Source organism: Halalkalibacter hemicellulosilyticusJCM 9152 (assembly GCF_000513115.1).
GTDB lineage: Bacteria > Bacillota > Bacilli > Bacillales > Bacillaceae_D > Halalkalibacter > Halalkalibacter hemicellulosilyticus.
The window spans coordinates 52,553-77,043 of sequence record NZ_BAUU01000017.1 but is presented as its reverse complement, the minus strand read 5'-3'; the positions used below and the strand labels follow the sequence as shown (position 1 = coordinate 77,043).

22 protein-coding genes and 1 pseudogene are annotated in these 24,491 nt (G+C 39.4%); 3 read left to right on the top strand and 20 right to left on the bottom strand.

Annotated features, from left to right (window positions below):
* Positions 1–105: 105 nt before the first annotated feature.
* On the bottom strand, positions 106–1,347 hold the full coding sequence (gene fabF, locus JCM9152_RS12095; protein WP_173402073.1) for a beta-ketoacyl-ACP synthase II: 1,242 nt from the start codon (positions 1,345–1,347) through the stop codon (positions 106–108).
* Positions 1,348–1,386: 39 nt separating this feature from the next.
* Positions 1,387–2,324, bottom strand: a pseudogene (locus JCM9152_RS12090) (beta-ketoacyl-ACP synthase III).
* 332 nt (positions 2,325–2,656) lie between these two features.
* Between JCM9152_RS12090 and JCM9152_RS12085 the strand changes: the two are divergent.
* Positions 2,657–2,935: a hypothetical protein gene (locus JCM9152_RS12085; RefSeq protein ID WP_035344555.1), complete on the top strand. Its 279-nt coding sequence runs from the start codon at positions 2,657–2,659 to the stop codon at positions 2,933–2,935.
* Between the two features lie 82 nt (positions 2,936–3,017).
* On the opposite strand, the gene JCM9152_RS12080 is transcribed toward JCM9152_RS12085, so the two are convergent.
* From JCM9152_RS12080 to JCM9152_RS12060, 5 genes are all read right to left on the bottom strand, one after another.
* Complete coding sequence (locus tag JCM9152_RS12080; protein ID WP_081728026.1) at positions 3,018–4,238, bottom strand: ISL3 family transposase; 1,221 nt, start codon at positions 4,236–4,238, stop codon at positions 3,018–3,020.
* A 222-nt stretch (positions 4,239–4,460) separates the two neighbouring features.
* Positions 4,461–4,748 carry a hypothetical protein gene (locus JCM9152_RS12075; protein WP_035344546.1) on the bottom strand — a complete coding sequence of 96 codons (288 nt, stop codon included), beginning with the start codon at positions 4,746–4,748 and terminating at the stop codon, positions 4,461–4,463.
* A gap of 66 nt (positions 4,749–4,814) precedes the next feature.
* Positions 4,815–5,147, bottom strand: coding sequence for a hypothetical protein (locus tag JCM9152_RS12070; RefSeq protein ID WP_035344544.1), 333 nt, complete (start codon positions 5,145–5,147; stop codon positions 4,815–4,817).
* 465 nt (positions 5,148–5,612) lie between these two features.
* A complete protein-coding gene (locus JCM9152_RS12065) occupies positions 5,613–5,801 on the bottom strand; it encodes a ComZ family protein (RefSeq protein ID WP_035344542.1) in 189 nt (62 codons plus the stop codon).
* A 141-nt stretch (positions 5,802–5,942) separates the two neighbouring features.
* A complete protein-coding gene (locus tag JCM9152_RS12060; protein ID WP_148296489.1) occupies positions 5,943–6,911 on the bottom strand; it encodes a BMP family ABC transporter substrate-binding protein in 969 nt (322 codons plus the stop codon).
* Positions 6,912–7,265: 354 nt separating this feature from the next.
* Here JCM9152_RS12060 and JCM9152_RS12055 point away from each other — a divergent pair, with 354 nt between their 5' ends.
* Positions 7,266–8,861 carry a peptide chain release factor 3 gene (locus JCM9152_RS12055; RefSeq protein WP_035344540.1) on the top strand — a complete coding sequence of 532 codons (1,596 nt, stop codon included), beginning with the start codon at positions 7,266–7,268 and terminating at the stop codon, positions 8,859–8,861.
* Between the two features lie 152 nt (positions 8,862–9,013).
* Here the strand turns inward: JCM9152_RS12055 and JCM9152_RS22645 are convergent, their stop codons facing one another.
* From JCM9152_RS22645 to ctaG, 13 genes are all read right to left on the bottom strand, one after another.
* Positions 9,014–9,172: a hypothetical protein gene (locus JCM9152_RS22645; RefSeq protein ID WP_156314992.1), complete on the bottom strand. Its 159-nt coding sequence runs from the start codon at positions 9,170–9,172 to the stop codon at positions 9,014–9,016.
* On the bottom strand, positions 9,169–10,089 hold the full coding sequence (locus JCM9152_RS12050; protein ID WP_035344538.1) for an NAD-dependent epimerase/dehydratase family protein: 921 nt from the start codon (positions 10,087–10,089) through the stop codon (positions 9,169–9,171). Before JCM9152_RS12050 ends, JCM9152_RS22645 begins: the two co-directional genes overlap by 4 nt.
* Before the next feature lie 93 nt (positions 10,090–10,182).
* On the bottom strand, positions 10,183–10,929 hold the full coding sequence (locus JCM9152_RS12045) for a ubiquitin family protein (RefSeq protein WP_148296488.1): 747 nt from the start codon (positions 10,927–10,929) through the stop codon (positions 10,183–10,185).
* Positions 10,930–11,135: 206 nt separating this feature from the next.
* Entirely contained in the window at positions 11,136–11,327 is a 192-nt protein-coding gene (locus JCM9152_RS12035) for a YjzC family protein (protein WP_035344533.1), read from the bottom strand.
* Positions 11,328–11,371: 44 nt separating this feature from the next.
* A complete protein-coding gene (gene argF / locus JCM9152_RS12030; protein ID WP_035344531.1) occupies positions 11,372–12,325 on the bottom strand; it encodes an ornithine carbamoyltransferase in 954 nt (317 codons plus the stop codon).
* Between the two features lie 12 nt (positions 12,326–12,337).
* On the bottom strand, positions 12,338–15,484 hold the full coding sequence (carB, locus tag JCM9152_RS12025; RefSeq protein ID WP_035344528.1) for a carbamoyl-phosphate synthase (glutamine-hydrolyzing) large subunit: 3,147 nt from the start codon (positions 15,482–15,484) through the stop codon (positions 12,338–12,340).
* The gene (locus tag JCM9152_RS12020; protein WP_035344527.1) at positions 15,477–16,556 is read right to left on the bottom strand and encodes a carbamoyl phosphate synthase small subunit; all 1,080 of its coding nucleotides are present in this window, start codon (positions 16,554–16,556) and stop codon (positions 15,477–15,479) included. The genes carB and JCM9152_RS12020 overlap by 8 nt, the downstream gene beginning before the upstream one ends.
* Positions 16,557–16,769: 213 nt before the next feature.
* The gene (gene argD / locus JCM9152_RS12015) at positions 16,770–17,936 is read right to left on the bottom strand and encodes an acetylornithine transaminase (protein ID WP_035344526.1); all 1,167 of its coding nucleotides are present in this window, start codon (positions 17,934–17,936) and stop codon (positions 16,770–16,772) included.
* A gap of 19 nt (positions 17,937–17,955) precedes the next feature.
* Positions 17,956–18,726, bottom strand: coding sequence for an acetylglutamate kinase (gene argB, locus JCM9152_RS12010; protein WP_035344615.1), 771 nt, complete (start codon positions 18,724–18,726; stop codon positions 17,956–17,958).
* Positions 18,727–18,763: 37 nt separating this feature from the next.
* Positions 18,764–19,996 carry a bifunctional glutamate N-acetyltransferase/amino-acid acetyltransferase ArgJ gene (gene argJ, locus JCM9152_RS12005; RefSeq protein ID WP_035344525.1) on the bottom strand — a complete coding sequence of 411 codons (1,233 nt, stop codon included), beginning with the start codon at positions 19,994–19,996 and terminating at the stop codon, positions 18,764–18,766.
* A gap of 16 nt (positions 19,997–20,012) precedes the next feature.
* Complete coding sequence (gene argC / locus JCM9152_RS12000) at positions 20,013–21,050, bottom strand: N-acetyl-gamma-glutamyl-phosphate reductase (RefSeq protein ID WP_035344520.1); 1,038 nt, start codon at positions 21,048–21,050, stop codon at positions 20,013–20,015.
* Between the two features lie 296 nt (positions 21,051–21,346).
* Positions 21,347–21,946: an SCO family protein gene (locus JCM9152_RS11995; protein WP_035344518.1), complete on the bottom strand. Its 600-nt coding sequence runs from the start codon at positions 21,944–21,946 to the stop codon at positions 21,347–21,349.
* A 24-nt stretch (positions 21,947–21,970) separates the two neighbouring features.
* Positions 21,971–22,888, bottom strand: a complete 918-nt coding sequence (gene ctaG / locus JCM9152_RS11990) for a cytochrome c oxidase assembly factor CtaG (protein ID WP_035344516.1) — start codon at positions 22,886–22,888, stop codon at positions 21,971–21,973.
* 262 nt (positions 22,889–23,150) lie between these two features.
* On the opposite strand from ctaG, the gene JCM9152_RS11985 reads away from it, so the two are divergent.
* Positions 23,151–23,966: a Cof-type HAD-IIB family hydrolase gene (locus JCM9152_RS11985; protein WP_035344515.1), complete on the top strand. Its 816-nt coding sequence runs from the start codon at positions 23,151–23,153 to the stop codon at positions 23,964–23,966.
* The last annotated feature ends 525 nt before the right edge of the window (positions 23,967–24,491 follow it).

Sequence of the window (24,491 nt, the reverse complement as noted above, 5' to 3'; positions counted from 1 at the left end):
TGCGACATTTTTAAATTTTAATTATACTAAAAGAAGAGGTGTCACACGTGTGACACCTCTTCTTCAAAATAAAACAATATGATTAACGATTCAAAGAAAAGCGAATTACCCTTCGTATTGTTTAAATACTAACGTCGCATTATGACCACCAAATCCTAATGAGTTGCTCATAACAGCACGTACTTTTTGCTGACGCGCTTCATTTGGAACGTAGTCTAAATCACACTCTGGATCAGGTGTTTCATAATTAATCGTCGGAGGTAAGATGCCATCTTGAATGGATTTAACACATAGAATTGCCTCTACTGCTCCAGCAGCACCTAGTAAATGCCCCGTCATCGACTTAGTCGAGCTAATCGCCAATTTGTAAGCATGTTCACCAAACACCGTCTTTGCTGCTATTGTTTCAAATTTATCATTATACGGTGTACTTGTACCATGTGCATTTAAATAATCAATATCTGAAGGCTTTAATCCTGCATCTTCAATCGCTTGTTTCATTGCACGAGATCCTCCCTCGCCTTCTGGAGCCGGCGCTGTCACGTGATAAGCATCGCCCGTTGCACCATACCCTGAAATTTCTGCATAAATGCGCGCACCACGTTTTTTCGCAGACTCTAAGCTTTCCAAAATCACGATACCAGCGCCCTCACCCATAACGAAGCCGTCACGGTTCTGATCAAAAGGACGCGAAGCCGTTGCAGGATCCTCATTTGTTGAAACGGCCTTTGCTGCACAAAAGCCGGCAACAGCCATATTCGTAATTGGAGCCTCAGAACCTCCTGTAATCATAATATCGGCATCACCACGTTGAATCACTTTGAAAGCATCTCCTATTGAATTCGTTCCAGATGCACATGCTGTAACCGTACATGAATTAATGCCTTTTGCCCCTGTCATTATTGACACTTGCCCTGAAGCCATATCTGGAATCATCATCGGTACGAAGAACGGACTGACACGACGATAGCCTTTATCGAGAAATTGGTGGAAATTCTTTTCATATGTTTCCATACCACCGATTCCGGAGCCAATCCAAACCCCTACTCGAGGTGCTATGTCTTCTGTAATCGTCAAATCTGCATCCTTTAACGCCATTAACGATGATGCGACTGCAAATTGTGTAAAACGGTCCATCTTACGTGCTTCTTTCTTATCCATAAATACACTAGGGTCGAAATCATGTACTTCAGCCGACACATGAATCGGGAATTGATCTACATCCACACGGGATAGAGCCCCAATCCCAGATTTACCTGCTATTGCATGTTCCCACGTTTCATCAACATTTAATCCTAATGGGTTAACCGTTCCCATTCCTGTTATGACGACTCGATGTTTGTCCATAATTATTATCTCTCCTTTACCCTTTTACTATTTATTTTGCTACTTTCCCCACCTTAATGCTACAGCGCCCCATGTCAATCCAGCACCAAAACCTACTAATACAATAACATCTCCATCTTTAATCTTTCCAGCCTTCCATTCATCTACTAACGCCATCGGAATAGAGGCTGATGAAGTGTTCCCATATTTTTGAACCGTTAGAGCCATTTTTTCCTTATCTAAGCCTAACCGTTCACGGGCAGCTTCCATGATACGAATATTCGCTTGGTGTGGAATTAAGAAATCACAATCCTCTTTTGTCAAACCAGCTTTTTCAAGCACATGTACTGATGACTCTCCCATTTGTCGAACGGCAAATTTAAACACTTCACGGCCATTCATTTCTAAATATTTGTCTTTTTGATGAATGTGCATCGCACCTCCACCGTCTGCTCCTAATTCAAACGACAGTATCCCCTTATCCTTTGATACAGGTCCCATGACAGCTGCCCCGCTCCATCGCCAAACAAGACAGCTGTATTACGATCATTGAAATCAGTAATTTTAGAAAGCTTCTCTACACCAACAACTAGAATATGTTTAAATGCGCCTGTTTCAATAAACTGCTGTGCTGTCACTATTCCGTATATAAATCCGGCACATGCGGCACTTACGTCCATCGCAGCTGCTTTCTTTGCACCTAGTTCATGTTGGATTAACGTAGATACAGTTGGAAACGGCATATCAGGAGTAACAGTCGCCACTAATATTAAGTCTAGATCTTCTGCAGCGATTTCAGCATGCTCTAATGCTTCCTTAGCAGATGCTAATGCCATATGTGAACTATCGATCCCTTCTGTTGCAAACCGACGCTCTTGAATACCCGTTCTCGTTCGAATCCATTCATCATTCGTATCTATTTTCTTCTCTAAATCTAAATTGGTTACAACATATTCAGGAATGTAGCTTCCAATTCCGATAATGCCTGCTTTCGTCATGATTAATCCCCCTTCAACGGAGCTCCCTCTTTAGGGTTCCTATTAGTACCTGATACTAATTTTAACGCAACTATTTCTATCTGTCTAGGTTTCAAACGACATTTAGGCTATCGTCCGTAACACAAGAAGCCTATCCTACCATAAACTAACTTATAAGAACACATGATACATTTCATAATAACTAGGTATTTCATTAAGCGTTATGTCCTTTCATAAAAACTAGGTATTTCATTAAGCGTTATGTCCTTTCATAAAAACGTAACGTGAGCCACTACTCTACCTAAAAGAGTTACTTTTCTTTAACATTTATCCTTAAAAAAGGAGGTATTCCAATGGCAGATCAACAGCCACCTGAACGTGACTTCTTTTCTGATTTAATGTTCGGACGACCTCAACAACAAACAACTGATGAAGAACGAGTTGAACCCGATGAGTCAGAAAATATAGACAAACAAGAAACACAACAACAGACGAATTATCAATCATCACCTAACCAATTAGATGCCATTTTTACACTTGCTCAATCACTTGCACCATTATTTTCGTTTGTACAAGATTGGTTATCAAAAAGAAATAATGGAGATAAGAATGAGACAAAAAAAGAGAAATAACTTTTTTCGATCATCTAAGGATGCTTCAGCCAAAAAAATGGCTCTAAGTCAAATGTTGGGGTAGGCAGTTTCCGCCTGCCCCTTAACCTATATGTGCCGGTATGTGTTTCCATTGATGATGCAATAGAATTCGCATTCGGAAACGATCATATCGTTTAAAACCAAATGCATTACGTTTAAATACTTTCGTTTGGTTGTTCAATCCCTCTATAAAGCCGTTTGTATAACCAAAAGCAAAACTGTTAAAAATCTCAGGTTGCCAATTACGGAATGTCTGGATCGCTGATTTAAATGCGTCGATGTTAGATGCTTCTACCTTACGATAAAACTCGTAAAGTGTTTCTTTTACATAGCTTATGTTAGAGGAGCCTATCTCCTTTGCTTTTTCCAACCACTCACAAAATAACTCCTTCAAATCATAAGCTTCACAAAGTTCATCCGACATGGACAGGTACCTGTCCAGATACCAGCGCTGCACCTCGGAAAGATTCTCTTTCTTTTTATAAAACACATGTTTCATCCGCTTACACTTTTTACGATTGTAGTCATCAAATTCATTCTGAACACTTCGTCTGACACGTTCAAGAGCCCAGTAAATATAACGGCAGTAGTGAAAACGATCGGCAACAATGACAGGCTTCCCTAGTGCCTTTGTAACAGCGGATTTAAAGCTGTTACTCATATCCATCACAACGACTTCTACTTTGCCACCTTTTTTGTGAAGGTAATTTTTCACCGTCTCCATCTTTCGGTTTGGCAGGATATCAAGAGGTTGTCGATTAACCGGATCAGCGATGATGACCTGGAATTTCCCTTCACTCGTGTCTCCTTTATATTCATCAATGGCAATAACTGGAGGCAACTCCCTTACTTCCTTCAACTGAGGAGCGGCCATGGTATCAAACCGACGCATGATGGTAGACGAAGAAGTTCCAAAGATTTCAGCAGTCTCTTTAAACGTTTTTCCCTTAACAACCCGAAGCGCTACAGCTTGGTTCCATTCAACGGAGTGACGTTGATAACGCTCAATAAATGATGTTTTCTCAGAGAAGCGTTTCCCACATTTACATGAATAACGCCTACGACGGTAATACATAATCGTCATTCTTTCAAACACTTTAAGGTGTTTGATCTTCTGAATCCTGTAATCATGAACACGGTTGGTTCTATTACCACAACAAGGACATTTCTGACGACACTTTGGAACCTCTACAGAAAGCTTCCAGATGCCCTCAACAACTTCTGAATTTGTAATAATAACACCTTCTAATCCTGGGATAATCGTGTTATGATGCATATGCACGCAGCTCCTATCCTTTTTCTTGTTTCGGCAAATTCAAGTATAAAGGACATAAGGCACTGCGTGTTTTTTTTGCACAAAATTTTCTCCATACCCCAACATTTATAATAGAACCAAAAAAATGGACTCATAAGTAGTTAAAGGGCACCGAAAAAGTTAAAATCAAACTTTTTCGATGCCCTTGTATAATACTTTGAGTTCATACTTCATCTATATTTACAATTATCACCATACGTAATGAGGTTTTTGCTGATAACCATACGGCGAACCAAGATACGGCCCAAAGTTTGGTCCGTATGACGGACCATATTGTGGTCCTAGATTAGGGCCGAACTGTGGGCCGAAATTAGGACCGTAGCTCGGTGCATAAACATTAGGTCGCCCAAAACCCCCAAACAAAACAGGGCCTACTGCTAATCCTGCTAGAAAAGGCAAAAATGGGAATCGTTGATCTTGGCCTTGATAATACCCCGGTTGATTGCGAAACCCTTGCAAATGAGCGTGACGATACATGTGAAGCAACTCCTTCCCATAGGTTAGTATCATTCTATGAGAATATTTTAAAATTGAGCTTATCCATTATGGATGATCTTGTTCTTTCTCTAACTCGCTCATTAATGTTTCAAACAATTGGTCTAAATTACTTTTTAATCGTTCTTCTTCGTCATTCTTGGTTTTCATCTCTTTAACAGCCCCGTATGTTTCAAGAAATCCTTCCATATCTCCTGTTCGAAATTGAGCGATTCCATATGAAACAAATAAACGTATATGAGGAGCACCACCCTGCCTCATCAACTCAATAAATGGTTTAAGAGCTCTTAACGCTTCTTCATATTGACCTTCTTGTAACAAGTCAAAGCCCTTTTTCATTTCCATCGCAAATGCTTGTAGCTTCGTTGATTCCTGTGTCAACACTCCCACTCCTCACACAATTAAATCTATTAAGAAAAACTGCGCAGCAGTCTTTTCTAACTGCGCCGTGCGTAGTCATTACAAGAAATTTAGTTGATCTGAATGTGGTTTCCTTTCAGGTCAACGTGTAACGAACGAAGCCGACGCTCTTCTTTGAATCTTCCTCCTTTTTAACTTCTAAAGATTTTCACTGATCTTTTACACTAAGTTGCACTTATACATTCTGATCCTACAAATAACAAGAGAGGTACCAAAAGGGAACCCTTTTGAAATACCTCCAAACCTAATTTAATGATTCAGATAAAAATAATACGTAGCTATTCGAGACCACTGAAAATTCAACTTTTTTTCAGTACCTTTTGATTTAACTAACAATGCTTACTCATTGCTCGCCTAATAAGAATAAGAGAAATAAACGCATATCAAGTGTTTTCGCACAAAGCTTAAAGGACACTTAAAATTGCCTTATTCATCCGTTTGGGCAGCTTCTTGTTTTCCTAATTCATAGGCTTCATTCATGACATTTAAAAGCAATTCAAGCATAGGCTGTAAATCTTCCATATTGAATTCGATACCTTTTTCATCTAACATTTGTTTTCCCTCAGGTAAATATTTCATCGCAATTTGCATAAACTTCATATTCTGTTCTTGCATGTTATCCACCTCTTGTCCTCTTCTTCCTTCATAACGATACTATGTCATAATCACGAAAGCAAGAAAACTGACCAAATTAAAACGCAAAAGTTTCTGCTCAAAAGTAAAAATGAGGTACACCCACCGTTCTCAGGCATCACATTACTTAGAAAATCCAACTAGTCGGTAATTCACCTGTCTCAATAAAGTGATTAACAGCATCCTCCATTTTTTTTGCACATCTTCCGGCACCTCAGATCCAAATGGTCCGAGAGAAATAACGCCATCTGCAAAGTCATACATAAAATTCCCACCAATCAATTCGTCTTTCTGATATTGGTTTGCTATCAACTCATACAAGCCGTCTACCTTTTGAATCGTACTTGTTAAGACGGTCGTACCCCCAAGGTCTAATTGATCACTAACATATCCAATAACATAGAGCCCTTCTCTTTTCGTTTCCTCGACTACTCTAACATGAAAGCCATCACCTGTCGGATAAAAAACATCCACCCCACTAGCTACCATATCATTAAAGAAGTCAAGCGCCTTCTCTTCATTTGCCCAATCTTCTACGTAGTCAATTCGTACGGTGGTCATTTCATCAAGTGATGCTCCTTCATAAAACCCTTCTACTTCAGACTGCCAAGGAAATGCTGCAATCACTCCCACTTGGTGAGTTTCAGACATTTTTGCTGCAATTAAGCCCGCAAAAAAACCCATTGCATAACCATCAAAATGAAGACTGGTTACATTACTCCCTTCAACAGATCCATTAAAGCTAACAAAATGCAAGTCATCGTATTGTTTGCCTAGTTGAGTAAACGGTTCTGCATAAAAATGTCCATGGCCAAACACGAGTGTAACTCCTTCTGCAGCAAATTCCTCCACCGCTCGCTCCACTTTTGCTTCCGAATCAATATTTTCCTTAAACACCACGTCTACTTCAAACTTCGAATGAATATTCAAAAGTCCTTGGTAACCTTTACTATTCCAGCCTTGGTCATCGATCGTATTTTCTAACAACAAACCGATCTTTGAAGATGATGCAGATGTTTCGCTTTTTTGTGAACATCCCAAAAGAAAACAAACAAAGAAAATAAAAATAAATAGATAAAAACGGTTGTTCATCTTGTTGACACTCCCTAAACTTTCTAAAAAGATATCATTAAAAAAACAAATGCTGTTGCGACAAATCCTTCATATTATTCGATACGTATATGCCTTTTTCCTTTAATATTGAACTACATAAACAAAATGTAATATGTCTGTAATATCGGCTATAAGTCACCTGTTATTAAAACAGTCAACACCTCTTACAGTCTTATACATACTACATAGTAACATAGAATTACAAAATATTTATACATTCTTCGCCATTTTTCAACATTTGCTCAGCATTTTAATTTAGTATTATGAAATTGCCCTTCTTCACTGGTATAATGATTATGCACAAAATAGTTGAGAGAATTGAGGAATGTCAAAATGAGTTATATTGATGCGGTCCAGTCACGACGCACATTTGCAATCATTTCCCATCCAGATGCTGGGAAAACAACTTTAACCGAAAAGCTGCTGTTGTTTGGTGGAGCGATTCGTGAAGCAGGAACTGTAAAAGGTAAGAAAAATACAAAACATGCTGTAAGTGATTGGATGGAGATTGAAAAACAAAGAGGAATTTCCGTCACAAGTTCCGTGTTAGAATTCAAATATAATAGCTATCACATTAATATTTTAGATACACCAGGTCATGAGGACTTTAGTGAAGATACGTATCGTACATTAACAGCCGCTGACTCAGCAACGATGTTAATAGATACAGCTAAAGGGGTCGAGGCACAAACAAAAAAATTGTTTAAAGTATGTAAAATGCGTGGAATCCCCATTTTTACCTTTATGAATAAACTTGACCGTCAAGGCCGTGATCCATTTGAATTAATGGAGGAATTGGAAGAGCTTCTCGGCATCAGATCCTATCCAATGGGATGGCCAATTGGAATGGGACAATCATTTTCAGGTGTTTATGATCGAATAAACCAAAAGCTTGAATTATACAACCCTGACAACCCAAAAGATATTGATATTATCCAACTATCAGGTCCAGATGATCCTAAGTTAGATGAAGCGATTAATGATGAAGGTCTTGTTTCGCAATTTCGTGAAGAGTTAGAATTGTTAGATGTGGCTGGAGATCCCTACGATTTGAATCTCATTAAATCAGGTGAACTGACACCTATTTTCTTCGGAAGTGCGATTTCTAGCTTCGGTGTCCAAACCTTTTTAGAGCATTTCTTATCGCTCTCACCTTCACCTTCACCACGAAAAAGTTCAACAGGTGAAATTGATCCATTAACAAATGAAGATTTTTCTGGTTTCATTTTTAAAATTCAAGCTAATATGAACCCGGCTCACCGTGACCGAGTTGCCTTCCTCCGTATTACATCTGGAACATTCGAAAGAGGAATGGCTGTTAACCACGTACGATTAGGCAAACAGATGAAATTAACACAACCAACACAGTTTTTAGCACAAAGCCGTAACATTATCGACAAAGCGTACCCAGGTGATATTATTGGGCTATTTGATCCAGGAACATTGCGCATTGGTGACACACTTGTGCAAAACAATACGTTTGAGTTTGCTGAAATGCCACACTTTTCACCGGAATATTTTAGTACCATTACGGTAAAAGAAGCGCTCAAGCATAAATCCTTCGAAAAAGGGATTCATCAATTAACAGAAGAGGGCGCGATCCAGCTTTTTAAAACGTACAACCGTTTCGCTGAACAGCAAATTGTTGGCGTAGTAGGTGTTCTCCAATTTGAAGTGCTAGAATATCGACTAAAACACGAATACAAAGTAGATATTCAGCTCGAACGTCTTCCATTTACACTTGCTCGTTGGGTAACTGGAGATGAAGATGCATTAACAGTGTTCAAAAAGACACAACGTAATTTAGTGACAGATCGGGATCAACGCATTGTCGCCCTTTTTGAAAATGATTTCCAAATGCGAACAGCAGCTGATAAATATCCGGACATTACGTTCCACGAAAACTCTTATACACAAACTGATTCATAACCCGTTTTCTTATATATCGTTTGCGGATCCATTACACCTGGTTAAGATTGTCTGAAAGTACTCTTCTTTCAGACAATCTAGCCACCCGCATAAAACGAAGTGTAGATCTAGAGATTCAACTAAATCACTTATGTCATAACCTCTTATTAATCTTAACGCCATTTCCTACGTACAAACACTTCAACAGCAAGGCCAACAATCAGTGCAATGATAACGCTAGCTCCCTCATGCAATTGAACTAATGTCGATAATACATAAAAGCTTATCATTGTAACAAGAGCAAATATAATAATTCCGATAAAAACCTTCATTCCTTTAACCCATCCCCTTCATTTCTTAAAACCTGTTTCTGCCATTGTTCCACATGTTGCTTTTGTTTCGCAATACCTTCTTGTAGAGATGTTTTCACCTTATATCCTAAATCATCTATGGCTTTAAGGTTACTTACATGTACAGTTGGTCGTTTTTGAGCTAGCTTAGGATGATCCCTGTTAATAAGAGTGAGCCCAGAAAACCATTCACCTATTCTACCAGTAGATAGGTGATACACTTCATTATGCTTCTTTGTTGTAGCTGCTAGAAGAAGGCCATCTACACAATCCTCTACATATAACAAATCTGCTGTGGAACGATCAACATTGGCATTTTCATTACCTAATAGTAGCTGTTGGAACATCATATCACTTCGTTGCCACGGACCATATACGGTTGGTAACCGAAATATATAATATGAGATTCCCTTTTTCTTACATTCCCTCATTATTAAACGTTCACTTGCTAATTTCGTAATGCCGTAAGGTGAAGTAGGATTTGTTGATGTTTTCTCTGTAATTTTTCCAGGACGTTCCCCGTATACTTCAACAGTCGAAGCGTAAACAAATCTTGTTTCACTAGTACATGCATGAATCAGTCGTTCCGTTACTGTTACGTTTTTTTCAATGACTTCTGTTAATCTTGGCCACTTACTATCGGCATGCGTTAAAGCAGCTAAATGAAAGACAATATCAACTTTTTTCATCATCTTTTTCAAATCTATATTCTCGATCATCTCATTATGAAAGGTTAAAGATGCATTCCGTCCAATTCTCATCCATTTCTCTTCCTTCTCAACATCTATATCCTCTCTCATTGAATCGATTAGAACCACTTCATATCCCTCATGTAACAATCGCTCACATAAATGAAAACCGATAAAACCTAATCCTCCTGTGACAAGTGCTCTACCCATTATAACCTCCTCCATAACTTCACTCTATGTTCATAACGACCAAATATTATAGGAATATTGAATTGCGTTTTATTGCAAATCATTTATATAGATTTAAAGCTTTACTTCATGCTTTTTAAAGAAAGGATACGCCGCTTGTGCCGTTCGATAAAATGATTGCTCATTACCATGAATTCGCAGATTGACATACGTATTTAATTCAGCTAGTTTCTGTAAAAATGGTCGACTATGAATGTGAAGAGGAAAGCGTTTTTCATTCATATCACAATGAATGGATAATGGAGGGACATCGTCAAATGTATATGAAGGTGCAATCAATTGAATCCACTCATCTGTTATTTGTCTTTTATCTTCCTGATACACGTCAGCTAATTCCTTCTCCAATCGCTTAAAAAACCATTTATGCTCTTGCTCTTGTCGGTAAAATGCATGTAAATCTAAACATGGATTAATAAAGTAACAGGATCGTAGACACTCCTTCTCCTCAGCTATCCACCTTAATGCTAATAAAGCACCTGTTCCTTCTGCCAATATATGAATTCGCCTATTTAAAATTTCCTGCTTTAACACATGATGATACATATGAAGCACTATTCTATAATCCTCTTCACTGCCCCAATGTGATGGATGGAGTGGGGGTACAACAACGGTATAGCCACGTTGAAGTAATCCTGTTAAGAATAAAGATTTTTCAGGGTGTAGCTCCCAATCACTGTCATTTTTTCTCGTGATTATACCGTTATCACCTAAAAGAAAGACAGCAAATCCACTAGGTCTTTCAGGAAGGTAGGTCACACCCCATTTTTGAGCTATTTGTTGATAACGTGCATCCCTCATCACTAAGCTACTCCTATCTTCATTGTTCTCCTATTATCGTTACTACCATATGCAAAGAATCGTGAAAACGGAAGAGGCGTGTCACCCTTTTCTTTCATTGAAATTTCATTCCTTTTCTTTTGAATGATTAGATCCATTTGAAAAAAAGAATACTCAAAAAGCCTCAAAGGTTTAAGAACCTTTAAGGCTTTAACTACTAACATTTTCGATTAATTTCCCGATCTCCTTTTACTTTTTGGTGCCCATTTCCGGTTATGGTTTGAAGTATCAGGAAATACGTCACCTGCTTCCATTTTCAATGACTTTGGATCTTGAACCATACTACCCGTCTCACCGATCTCCACATAGATGCCGTTGTTCGGTGCTTTCTGACCTGGCTCAAATTGTTTATTTTGTCCCATGATGATCCCTCCTTCACTTGGTAGTATTCCCAAGTGACAATGAATCATGAATGAGTCATTAAAGCCACGAGAATTGACTTCTGAGCATGAAGGCGATTTTCAGCTTGATCATAAATCGCTGAATGAGGTCCATCGATCACTCCTTCTGAAACCTCTTCCCCACGATGCGCAGGTAAACAATGAAGAAAGATATAATCATCTTTCGCTAATTTTGCTAATGATTCGTTCACTTGATAGGCTAAAAATTTGTTCATTCGCTCATCCTGCTCTGCTTCATATCCCATACTAGCCCATACGTCTGTATAAATAACGTCAGCATCTCGCACAGCTTCTTTCGGGTCATGGGTTTGTGAAAGAGTCGCACCAGTTTCTTCTGCAGCTTTTTGCGCCTTCGCAAAAATAGCTTGATCAACCTCATAGCCTTTTGGAGAGGCAATCGACACGTCCATCCCAACCTTCGCTCCAACTGCAAGCAATGAATGAGCGACATTATTGCCATCGCCTATATACGTAAGCTTTAACCCTTTTAATTTTTCTTTATGCTCTAAGATCGTTAATGCATCTGCCATCGCCTGACACGGATGATAGCCATCCGTTAACGCATTAATAACCGGAACTGAGGCATGCTCTGCAAATTCCTCAACGAGCTCATGAGAATTCGTTCGAATCATAATCGCATCAACATAACGAGACAGAACATTAGCCGTATCTTTGACTGGCTCACCTCGGCCGATTTGCATATCACGTGGACTTAAAAATAAAGCATGTCCACCTAATTGAGTCATTCCAACTTCAAAAGAAACACGCGTTCTTGTCGAAGCATTTTCAAAAATCATCCCTAATGATTTTCCTTTAAGCAAATCGGATTGCTTCCCATCTTTCGTTTCTTGCTTCAGCATTAATGAATGCTGAAGCAATTGATCGATTTCTAACGGAGAAAAATCAAGTAATGTTAAAAAGTTTTTTCCACTTAATAATGATAGATCGACATTTGCCACGTAAACCACTCCTTAAGAAATCAGTTCTTTCCCTTTAACCCACCAATCCTGAATCGCACGATATTGCTGTTTGTAAACAGCCATTGCTTTAATCATCCATTCTAATGTGGTTAATTCAGAAACAACGGCACAACGTTGCTTTAACGCTTCTTGACGCTTTTGCTTTCCATTTTTCGTTCCAAGCTTCGGTAAACTAATTAACGCAATTGCATCCTCTTTTTGCACCCATTCAGTAAACCCATCTGATGTAATCGTAAAGCCTAACTGCTCTAACTGCAATCGATACGGTGCAAATGCTTCTTGATGTTCTTCCTCAACATCAACAAAAATAGAACCCTTTTGCGTAAAAAATTTAGGCTTTGCTTGTGACCATACGAAAGCTTTTAAAAATGCTTCATCTAAACGATCACTCATACTCATTAATTCGCCTGTCGATTTCATTTCAGCTTCGAGCAACGGATCGAGACCTGCAAGCTTTTGATAGGAAAAGACTGGTGCTTTTACAGTATAGAAATTCGGCTCAAACACCTGACCGTCTTGTATGCTCAATGATTGCAAGCTTTCACCTAATAATAAGCGAATTGTATGCTTAATAAATGGTTCATTTGAAATTTTACTTAATATAGGAATCGTTCGCGATGCACGAGGATTAATTTCAATAACATATAGTTTTTCTTCGTACAACACAAATTGAATATTAAAGATTCCGGTGAAATTCATACCTTGAGCAATTTTCTTCGTGTAAGAATAAACAAGCTCTTTCACATCATTTTTAATGCTAAATGGCGGGACCACGGCCATACTATCTCCGGAATGAACACCTGCACGTTCAACATGCTCGAACATACCTGCAATCGCAATATCTACACCATCTGTTAAGGCATCGATTTCTAATTCTGTTCCTGGATAATACGCATCGATTAATAACGGAAAGGAAATCGTCTGCTCTGCATCTTCTAAATACTCAACAAATTCCACTTCCGATTCAAACAACATCATTCCTTGCCCACCAATGACGTAAGATGGACGAATTAAGACAGGATAGCCAATGTCATTTGCCTTATTTAATGCATCCTTCTTTTCATAAGCAGTAACACCCGGAATATGGGGAACCTCTACTGACTGCATAAATGAATAGAATCGTCCACGATCCTCAAGCTGATCAATCGTATCTTGGTTCGTCCCATACAGCTTCACACCCGCTTCCTCAAGCCCTTCCACTAATGAAATAGCCGTTTGACCACCAAGCTGAACAATAACCCCTTCTACTTGTTCAAGCTCAACAACGTGCAGGACATCCTCTACTGTTAGTGGTTCAAAATATAATCGATCGGCTGTAGCATAATCGGTACTAACCGTCTCAGGATTGTTGTTCATCATAATCGCTTCATAGCCTAACTGATGTAAGCTTTGAATTCCTTGTACAGAACAATAATCAAATTCAATCCCTTGACCAATCCGGATTGGACCAGAACCAAGCAGGAGAATTTTTTTCTTATTTGAAACAGGACGTACATCTGATTCACCTTGCCAGCTTGAATAGAAATAAGCGGTTGACGCTAGAAACTCACCTGCACACGTATCAACCATCTTATAGGATGGCGATATTGAAAACTCTTTACGCTTCGTACGTATATCAGCTTCTTTCACTTCCCAAACGTTTGCTAGCCATTGATCAGCAAACCCTAATTCTTTAATCTTCTTAAGGAAGCTCGGATCTAATTCAGTAAAGGATTTTGCCTTAATCTCATTTTCAATCGTAATGAGTCGTTCAAACGCATGTAGGAAAAATAAGTTGATTTTCGTTTCTGTATGCAGTTGTTCACTACTAACTCCTCGTCTTAACAGTTCGAGCAAAACGAAAAACCGTCGATCATCAGGCTGCTTAGCTAGCTCCCACAATACCTCAGTCGATTTTTGTTGTAGCATCGGGACGTTTAGACCTTCTACGTTTAACTCTAATGAACGAACTGCCTTTTGAATGGCGGCTTCCAAGTTACGTTCAATCGCCATGACTTCGCCTGTTGCCTTCATTTGTGTACCAAGTTGACGCTCAGCATGAACAAACTTATCAAACGGCCATCGAGGAAACTTCACAACAACGTAATCAAGAGCTGGTTCAAAGCTCGCATACGTATGCCCCGTTACAGGGTTAATTAACTCATGCAAATGATATCCCATACTAACCTTTGCTGCCATACGTGCAATCGGATAGCCTGTTGCTTTCGAAGCAAGTGCAGATGAACGACTCACCCGAGGATTGACCTCAATTAAATAATATTGCTTGCTATAAGGATCCAATGCAAATTGGATGTTACAACCACCAACGATACCTAGTGCACGAATAATTTTAATCGATACGGTTCGTAACATTTGATATTCCACATCAGACAATGTTTGCGATGGTGCTACGACGATCGAATCTCCCGTGTGCACACCAACTGGATCAATATTCTCCATATTACAAACGGTGATACAAGTATCATTACTATCACGCATCACTTCATATTCAATTTCTTTAAAGCCAGCAATGCTCTTTTCGACTAAGCATTGACTAATCGGACTAAGCGATAGACCCGCTTTAATAATTCGTTTTAGTTCTTTCTCCGAATCAGCAATACCGCCACCTGCTCCTCCTAATGTATAAGCAGGTCGAACGATAATCGGGTAACCTACTTCCTTTGCAAAGCTTAAAGCCGCCTCCTCAGTCGTCACGATATCACTATCTGGAACAGGCTCATTTAGCTCTTGCATTAACGCCCGGAATGCTTCTCGGTCTTCACCTTTTCGTATCGAATCAATCGGTGTACCAAGTAACTCAACGTCATATTTTTCTAGCAAGCCATGATCATATAAATCCATCGCAAGATTCAAGCCCGTTTGTCCACCTAACGTTGCTAGGATGCCATCAGGCTTTTCCTTCTGTAAAATGGCCTCAACACTGTCAACAGTTAACGGTTCAAAGTAAACTCTATCCGCACAAGATTCATCTGTCATCACAGTAGCTGGGTTGTTATTAATAAGAACAACTTTGACTCCTTCTTCCTTTAACGCTAGACAAGCTTGAGTTCCTGCATAATCAAATTCGGCTGCTTGCCCAATGACTATCGGGCCTGAACCAATGACGAGTACTTTTTTAATATGTGTATATTTAGGCATAAACTTTCTCTCTCCCTTTATGTTGAAGCATTCCGATAAATACTTGAAAGAGCTGGTCACTATCAGACGGACCAGGATGTGCTTCTGGATGGAATTGCACCGTAAAAATCGGATAAACGGTATGACTTAGCCCTTCAATCGAGCGATCATTGATGTTCATGTAACGCGCTTTGAAGCCCGTATTGACTAACGAATCCTCCTGTACGACGTAACTATGGTTTTGTGAAGTCAAATAAACTTGCTTCGTTTCTATATCAATAACAGGCTGATTCGCACCACGATGACCAAATGTTAATTTTTCCGTATTAGCACCAAACGCTAGTGCAAGCAACTGATGTCCTAAACAAATCCCCATCGTTGGATACGTTTTTGCAACTTGTTTAATCGATGAGAGTAGCTCTTGTAGACGCTTGGGATTTCCAGGGCCATTGGAATATAGTACGCCATCTGGTTTGAGCTGATCAATTTCTTTAGATGTCGTATCGAAAGGGACAACTGTAACTCGACAACCATGGGCAACAAGGGCATCAACTATCGATTTTTTATAGCCAAAATCGACAACGACAATGTGATGCTTCCCACTTCCATATGTTTCATGTTCTTTAATCGACACATCGGGAATGACATCCATATGCTCTAAAGAAATGTAATCATCAAATTGTACAGACTCTGGTTTAGTCGTCAAAATTGCTCGCATATCTCCATGCTCTCGAATTTGTTTCACAATCGCTCTCGTATCAACATCGGACATTAACGGAATAGAATGAGCTTGACAATATTCAGTTAACGATTTCTCTGATTCATAATGATAACCCGCATTTGACAACGTCCGAACAATAACCGCCTCAACTTGTGGACAACCACTTTCAAAATCGTTGGCATTGATCCCATAATTCCCAATTAACGGATAAGTAAATACAACCATCTGTCCCTTGAAGGAAGGATCTGTCATTACCTCTTGATATCCTGTCATTCCAGTAAAGAATACTATTTCTGCATGCACATCTTCTTGTTGACCTTGAAGGGTGCCTTCAAATATCGCTCCGTTTTCTAATACAATATACCCTTTCATTTCTCCACCCCACAAACGAATACTTATACTGTCATATTGATTTTTATACATTGAAACTTTTAGATCAGAGGCTGGAACAAAGTGTTTTAATAAATGGGAATCCGATCGAATACACAGCCATGCAAGTAAACCGCTCTGAAATATACTTACATTCTTACAATATTCGAGTTTAAATCTTAACACTTTCGTTATGTCCCAACCTCTTATTGCAATCTATACGTTCACGCTTTGTTTTTCATCCGCTTCTTTTAAAACGGCTGCTAACATTGATACCGCTTGATTAATTTGCTCATTCGTTATGACAAACGGTGGCAGCAAACGAATGACTTTTGCTCCTGCTGGTAAAACGAGTAGACCTTGCTTCCGACAAGCATACAATAAATCAGCCACTTCAATCGTACATTCAATTCCAATCATTAAGCCTTTACCACGAATGTCCTTAACAATTCCTAAAGGACTTAACTGTTCTTTTAATTGATTTTGCAACAGCTCACCTTTATCCTGTACGTGAGCAAGCGTTTCATCTAAGAACACCTCTTGAAGTACGGCTTCTGCTGCTGCCATAGCAAGTGGGTTGCCTCCAAAGGTTGAGCCATGACTCCCAGTACCAAAAGCCTCCTTTAATGAAGCTTTGCCGACCATAGCACCAACAGGGAAACCATTTCCTAATCCTTTAGCAAGAGTGAAAATATCAGGAGATAAATTCCATTGCTCATAGCCAAATGCCGTCCCTGTTCGTCCTATACCCGTCTGAACCTCATCAACAATAAGCAGACAGCCTTTTTCATGACAAATAGCTTTAAGTTGTTCACTAAAGGACTCATCCATTAAGTGAACACCACCTTCACCTTGAATCACTTCAACCATAATAGCCGCTGTATCCTCCGTTACCTCTTGTTGCAAAGCTTTTTCGTCATTTAATTCAACATATGAAAAAGAGGAAAGTAATGGACCAAAGCCTTCTTGTACTTTTTCTTGTCCCGTAGCTGCTAATGTCCCAAGCGTGCGCCCATGAAACGATTGCTTCAATGTAACAATATGATGCTTACCAGTTGCTTTACGTGCAAGCTTAATTGCTGCTTCATTTGCTTCTGCCCCACTATTCGTAAAGAAGACATAATCACCGACACTATGTTCAACAAGCAGTTGCGCTACTTTTTCTTGGGCTTCAATATGAAACAAGTTGGAAACGTGCCATACTTTATCCAGTTGCTTCTTAACAGCCTCATTCACCCGTGGATGACAGTGTCCTAAGTTACAAACAGCAATTCCTGCCATGAAATCTAAATATTCTTTATGATTTTGATCTTTTAAAATTGCACCATTACCTGAATTCGCTTGAATTTCCCATTTTGCATACGTTGGAAAAAGGGCGCTCATTTTGTCATTCCTCCTTTATTTAAACATGTGTTTGTACGTGTGATTTCGTAATCACTGTACCTTTAATCGATCCGTCCTCTTGAATTGTCGTATCTTTTCCATTCATAATCATAACAGATTCGACATCTGCTAAAGTCGCTAATGCTGCTTTTACCTTCGGAATCATTCCGCCATAAATCGTCCCATCGATAACCATCTCTTCAATCTCCTGAGCAACGACTGTTTGTAAGCAATCTCCGTCTTTCAAAATACCATCAACATCAGTGACAAATACGAGTTGATCCGCTTGAAGTGCCTTAGCAATCGCTCCAGCAGCACTATCAGCATTCACATTATAATGCGTACCTAACTCGTTGATTCCGATAGGAGCAATAATCGGAATCATATCCTGTTCTAATAACGAGTTTAATAGACTTGTATTAACGGCAACCGGCTCTCCAACAAAGCCTAGCATTCCTTCGTTAATCGGCGTCACCTCTAATAACTTAGCGTCACAGCCAGATAGTCCTATTGCAAGCCCTCCTGCTAATTGAATATTCGTTACAAGCTGCTTGTTTACTCTACCACAAAGAACCATCTCAGCCGTTTCTAAAACATCTTCAGTTGTTTTACGTAGACCGTCAACAAACTCAGACTTTATTTCAAGTTTCTGTAGCAATTGATTAATCATCGGACCGCCACCATGTACGACAATTGGATACTTTCCAGACCGCTTCATTTGTACGACGCTTTTAAAAAAAGCATCTGATAGCTCAGAGATTGTACTGCCACCACACTTTATAACTACTATATCCTTCACTTTTATGTCATCTCCTCCGTTCATTCGCTTATGTTCGGTAACCTGCATTAATTCGTACATAATCATAAGAAAGGTCACAGCCCCAAGCCTTGCCTTTCCCTTCTCCTACATGCAAATGAACTTCAATCATGATCGTATCGTTCTCTTCCATATAAGCCTTTGCCTCTTCCTCCGAAAACGTAACAGGCTGACTCTTCTCTAATGTTTGAATAGGCCCAATGGCAATATCAATTGTATTAGGATCAATTTCACAGCCACTGTAGCCGATCGCACAAATAATTCGTCCCCAATTTGCATCTGTACCGTAAATCGCTGATTTCACAAGATCCGAACCAACAATTTTTTTTGCTACTTTACTCGCATCCTCATCCGTCAGCGCACCGTCCACATGTACTTCGATTAGCTTCGTCGCTCCTTCTCCATCACGAGCAATTTGCTTAGCTAGTGACTGACATGTTAGCTTAAGTGCTTGATAGAATCCTTCCCAATCTGGATGAGCAGGAGTTAATGGTTCATGCTCGGCCAAGCCTGAAGCCATGACAACAACCATGTCATTTGTCGACGTATCTCCATCAACAGTAATTTGATTAAATGTTTCGTTCGTAATCATCGCTAACGCTTGCTGAAGAACCTTTGATTCAATAACAGCATCCGTCGTGACAAATGAGAGCATCGTGGCCATTTGTGGGTTAATCATTCCAGACCCTTTCGCCACTCCACCTACGGTAATCGTCTCACCATTCACAACCGTTTTAAAACAGGCTTTCTTGTTAATCGTATCAGTTGTCAAAATAGCTTGATTAAATGCTTCTGCTCCATCATTTGATTGGACTGGCTGTAGCTGCTCAATTCCTGTTAATAACTTATCCATATCCAAAAATTCGCCAATCACACCTGTAGACGTGACAGCTACATGGTGCTCAGCTACATTAAAATGATTTGCTCCTTGCTTTCTCATTGCATATGCATCTGCAAGCCCTCTTTCTCCCGTACATGCATTAGCATTTCCACTATTGACAACAATTGCCTGGAGCTTCCCTTCCTTAGCTAAGCTCTCCTTCGTTACTTTCAGAGGAGCTGCCTGAATTCGATTTGTTGTATAAACAGCAGCAGATGAAGCTAGAACGGAACAAACAATCGCTCCAATGTCAAATCGTTTACGCTTCAATCCTGTATGAATACCAATCGCCGCAAATCCCTTGGGAGTGACAATGCTTCCTTGCTCTACTTCCACTACTGGAGTTGTTGCTATATCTTTCATGCTGCTCCACCTTTCTCTATGGATACATCGGAACGTTCATTAACGCCATTCCTTCTTCAAATCCATTCATAACATTAAAATTTTGAATTGCTTGCCCTGCGGCACCTTTGACAACATTATCGATCACTGATACAACAGTGATACGTCCTGTTCTCGCATCATAAGTTAAACCAATATCACAGAAATTGCTTCCGTACACTTCTTTTGTTGCGGGGAATTGTCCTTCTGGCCTAATTCGTACAAAAGGTTCATGAGCATAAGCTGCCTTATACATCTCCCTTAATTCTTTCTCACTCATTTCTCGTTTGGCCGTCATATACATCGTTGCCATAATTCCTCTAACCATCGGAACAAGATGAGGTTGAAAGGTAACAGTATCTACATTTCTATCCCACTCACGTAATTGCTGTTCAATTTCTGGTACGTGTTTATGCTGATTAATTTGATAAATTTTGAAGTTTTCATTCATTTCACTATAATGAGTCATCATACTAGCTGAACGCCCTGCTCCTGATGTACCTGATTTCGCATCAACAATAATCGAATGAAGATCAACTAAGCCTTCCTTCACAAGTGGTGCTAACCCTAGTAAAGTGGCCGTCGGGTAACAGCCGGGGTTGGCAATTAACTTCGCCTTCGAAATTTGCTCACGATTCCACTCTGTTAAACCGTACACAGCTTCTTCTATTAAATCCTCTGCTGCCGCCTCACGCTTATACCACTCTGAATACGTTTTTCGACTATTCAAACGTAGATCACCCGAAAGATCAATAACTTGACAGTTCGACTGAAGAATCGCCTTCGACCATTCGGCAGACACCCCTGGTGGTGTCGCTAAAAAGACTGCATCTACTTCCTCAGTCAAACTTTCAATCGTTAATGCTTTTAACGATTTCTCATATATCGTTGCAAGATGCGGATAGGTCTCATGTATATTCATACCTTCTTTAGAAGAACTGTATAATACAACATCTGTTACGTGTGGATGATGGTTTAGTAACCGAAGCAGTTCCGCTCCACCATATCCTGTCGCTCCAATAATACCAACTCTCATCCTTATCTCTCCCCATTTCCGTTTTCTCTCTTTTTTCGTCTTGGTACTCATTATATATATGTATAAAAATTAATTCAACTGTATTTTTAAAACTTCTTTATTTTTCTGAAATAACGTATGAATCTGTTTTAAAAAAAGTGCCTGCCTCAAACAAAAGACGATACTTTGAATCTTTTACAACAAAAACAAGCACGAATGATAAGTAGTCTCTTATCATTTGTGCTTGTTAAAATAACTGCATATTGTATAGCTTCCCTGATTCATTCAAACATGCTACAAATATAATCATGCATGTCCTATTGAATAGTTTCTTTTAAATCGGCAATGATTGCACCTTGATCAGTCGTTAATCCATCGTATTTTCGGATGATTAATCCCTCAGGATCAATAAGAAAGAAGTATGTAGGATGGATAATATCATCCTCGGAGGGCTGCACAACAGATAAAAAGCTGTCTAATGCAAATTCTGAAATTTCAGCTTCATCATATCCCGTTAAGAAATGCCAAGATTCTAAATCAGCACCAATATTCCCTCCATAAGCCTGTAATGTCTCGGGAGTATCTCTTTCTGGATCGACCGTAAATGAAATAAATGTAACCGGAACATCAGCAGCAATCATTTCATCCTGCAAACTAAGCATATTCGGTGTCATTAACGGACAAACCGATGGGCAATTCGTGAATATGAAATTAGCAACCCAGTATCCTCCTGCTAATTGCTCTGCTCCAAATAGTTCTCCTGCTTCATTAATAAACTGAAATGGTTCCACTTCATTCCCTGCGTCCGACATATCTGTAATACTACCTGACTCTTCCCCATTTGCACCTATTTCATACACCCAGCCACAGCCTGAAAGAAAGCTCATAAACAACACAATTGTCATTATTCTTTTCATTAAAAATTCTCCTCACCTTTTAACTTACGGCCTTGCAGTCGGAGCATCACTAATCGTTAATTCTCCATCCTGCTGCTTTTCTTTTGCGAGCCATTGCTTAAACGCAAAGCCAATCGCAATCCCATACACGATCTCTTGGAAAACCTTCATCATTACTCCAGCTAATTGCTGATCTGTTCTCGCCTCTAAGAATGCAAAAGAGGCAGGGCCAGCAAATATTTCTGTCGGAACACTAGCACCACTCGGTAAGCAATAGGCCATCACATTCGCCCAAACGAGCGGATCTGTATACGTACTGTACATCGCTGATCCGGCAAATATAATTAAAGCACAGGCAGGTGTAATTAATAGACCATTCCCAAAAATATAGCCAATTCTCTTTAAATGCGGTAACTGCGTTAACACCGGTAATGGCGCTAGCATATGCCACCACATTAAAAAGGACGCAAATAACAGCACATATTCATACAAGCTATGCAAAACAGGCGCTTGCATTAATGAATCAAACATGAGCGGTACATGATAAAAAGAAAATAAGCCATTAAACAAAAACAAAGCAATGATCGGACTCCATATGACACGAAAGACCCTAACTGTAAATCGGTTACTTGCTTTCTGAATGATAGCTTCAAGAAACCACTTCGGTAATCCTAATAAAAAGAGCGGTGTTGCGATAAAATAAGCAAACACCATCTGGAGCATGTGAAAGCTGATCATCAAATGTCCAGTAATATATAGCGGACTTCCCCACCCTAAGTACAAAGCAAAAAGACCAAGAAAGAAATACACTTTCTGACTCGTTCGAACAGGCTTTGCGCCTGCAAAATGGCCTCGCCATTTCGTAACGAGGAGCATATATAGTAAACCAACAATAGCAAGTAGAATGATTAATTCTGGCGTCCACAATGCGCGAAAGCCAAACGTATCAAATAATAAAGACACACGATCTCCTCCTCAAGTAGGAACATCATCAAACTATAGTTATGTCCATACACGTATCATATCATAACTTGTCTCATAAGAATTTGAACGAATTCGGACAAAAATTTCGATAACTCGATCGCGCTCTTTAAATACGTATCTATTCACTCTTGTATGTTAAAATAAGGTGTCGTTACATAAACTTCCTATTAAGTGAGTGAGTGTTCAAAAAGTCGTTTAAATAAGAAACAACCTCTACACCAAATTCAGAAAGGGAGATTCTATGAACTCAAATCAACATTTAATCGTTCTTGACCTAGATGGCACATTGTTAAAAGATGATAAAACGATATCACCGTACACGAAACAAATAATAACAAAAGCGCGGCAAAAGGGACACCTTGTGATGATTGCAACAGGTAGACCTTATCGTGCAAGTGCCGCCTACTATCAAGAACTTCAATTAGATACAGCGATCGTCAATTTTAACGGGGCCTTTGTCCATCACCCACGCGATAAAAAATTTGGCACATTTCATCATCCGTTAAATTTAGAAACGGCAAAGACGATTATTCAAACATGTGAAGCCTTTAAAGTGAGTAATATTATGGTTGAGGTCATCGATGATTTTTACTTGCATTCGTTTGATGAAGTAATTATAAAAGAATTTCTAGCTGGTCAAAATCCAGTTGAACACGGAAATCTCCTGCAGCAATTAAAAGATGCCCCAACGAGTATTCTCGTTCATCCCCAAGAGCATCATGTCGATGAACTTCGTCAATTGTTAAAGGATGCTCACGCTGAAGTCATTGACCAACGAATGTGGGGCGCACCTTGGCATATCATTGAAATCATTCGTGCCGGTATGAACAAAGCAATCGGGATTAAGAAAGCCGCCGATTATTATAACATTCCTAAAGAACGAATTATTGCTTTTGGTGATGAGGATAATGATTTTGAAATGATTGAATACGCAGGGCAAGGAGTTGCGATGTCCAATGCCATCAATCCCCTTAAATCGATCGCAAATGCAGTTACAAGTTCGAATGAAGAGGATGGGATTGGTCGTTACTTAGAAGAAGCTCTTCTCTTATCATAAGATTCAATTACAACATTATACATAAGGATACTGTGCGTAAGATTGCGTATGATTAAAGAGGCTGGAACAAAACAAAAGTGTTTAGCTGAGAATCCGAACATGTAGATAACGTAGCGGATGAAATATACGTAGACTCCTACGGGATGAAAAGGAGGCCACTGAAAAAGGACAAATCGACTTTTTCAGTAGCTTTCATTTGATTAGCAATGGCTTCACGCGGAAAGCGAAGTATATTTCAGGAGCGGTGAATGTGCCCCACTCTAGATTTGTTCGGTATCTCACTTATGAAAATACTTTTGTCCCAGCCTCACTTAACGGCAAGGCTGAAAACATTCTTTTATTAAACTATAAATAGCTCTTCCTTCGGCTTGTTTATTCCTCATTAAACAAACACCGTCACTCCCCCACCTACTTAAATAACCGATAATTTTTCCTCACCCAAATTCCATAGAAAGTAGGCATTTCGCTTCTTTTTTTCACCTATTCTTCATAAGATATAGCAATCCAACTGAATAGGATGTTAAG

What these genes read in the sequence shown, in the direction of transcription:
- fabF (WP_173402073.1), bottom strand. Translation starts at nt 1,347, where the DNA reads ATGGACAAACATCGAGTCGTCATAACAGGAATGGGAACGGTTAACCCA.
- JCM9152_RS12085 (WP_035344555.1), top strand. Translation starts at nt 2,657, where the DNA reads ATGGCAGATCAACAGCCACCTGAACGTGACTTCTTTTCTGATTTAATG.
- JCM9152_RS12075 (WP_035344546.1), bottom strand. Translation starts at nt 4,748, where the DNA reads ATGTATCGTCACGCTCATTTGCAAGGGTTTCGCAATCAACCGGGGTAT.
- JCM9152_RS12065 (WP_035344542.1), bottom strand. Translation starts at nt 5,801, where the DNA reads ATGCAAGAACAGAATATGAAGTTTATGCAAATTGCGATGAAATATTTA.
- JCM9152_RS12060 (WP_148296489.1), bottom strand. Translation starts at nt 6,911, where the DNA reads ATGAACAACCGTTTTTATCTATTTATTTTTATTTTCTTTGTTTGTTTT.
- JCM9152_RS12055 (WP_035344540.1), top strand. Translation starts at nt 7,266, where the DNA reads ATGAGTTATATTGATGCGGTCCAGTCACGACGCACATTTGCAATCATT.
- JCM9152_RS22645 (WP_156314992.1), bottom strand. Translation starts at nt 9,172, where the DNA reads ATGAAGGTTTTTATCGGAATTATTATATTTGCTCTTGTTACAATGATA.
- JCM9152_RS12050 (WP_035344538.1), bottom strand. Translation starts at nt 10,089, where the DNA reads ATGGGTAGAGCACTTGTCACAGGAGGATTAGGTTTTATCGGTTTTCAT.
- JCM9152_RS12035 (WP_035344533.1), bottom strand. Translation starts at nt 11,327, where the DNA reads ATGGGACAAAATAAACAATTTGAGCCAGGTCAGAAAGCACCGAACAAC.
- carB (WP_035344528.1), bottom strand. Translation starts at nt 15,484, where the DNA reads ATGCCTAAATATACACATATTAAAAAAGTACTCGTCATTGGTTCAGGC.
- JCM9152_RS12020 (WP_035344527.1), bottom strand. Translation starts at nt 16,556, where the DNA reads ATGAAAGGGTATATTGTATTAGAAAACGGAGCGATATTTGAAGGCACC.
- argD (WP_035344526.1), bottom strand. Translation starts at nt 17,936, where the DNA reads ATGAGCGCCCTTTTTCCAACGTATGCAAAATGGGAAATTCAAGCGAAT.
- argJ (WP_035344525.1), bottom strand. Translation starts at nt 19,996, where the DNA reads ATGAAAGATATAGCAACAACTCCAGTAGTGGAAGTAGAGCAAGGAAGC.
- argC (WP_035344520.1), bottom strand. Translation starts at nt 21,050, where the DNA reads ATGAGAGTTGGTATTATTGGAGCGACAGGATATGGTGGAGCGGAACTG.
- JCM9152_RS11995 (WP_035344518.1), bottom strand. Translation starts at nt 21,946, where the DNA reads ATGAAAAGAATAATGACAATTGTGTTGTTTATGAGCTTTCTTTCAGGC.
- JCM9152_RS11985 (WP_035344515.1), top strand. Translation starts at nt 23,151, where the DNA reads ATGAACTCAAATCAACATTTAATCGTTCTTGACCTAGATGGCACATTG.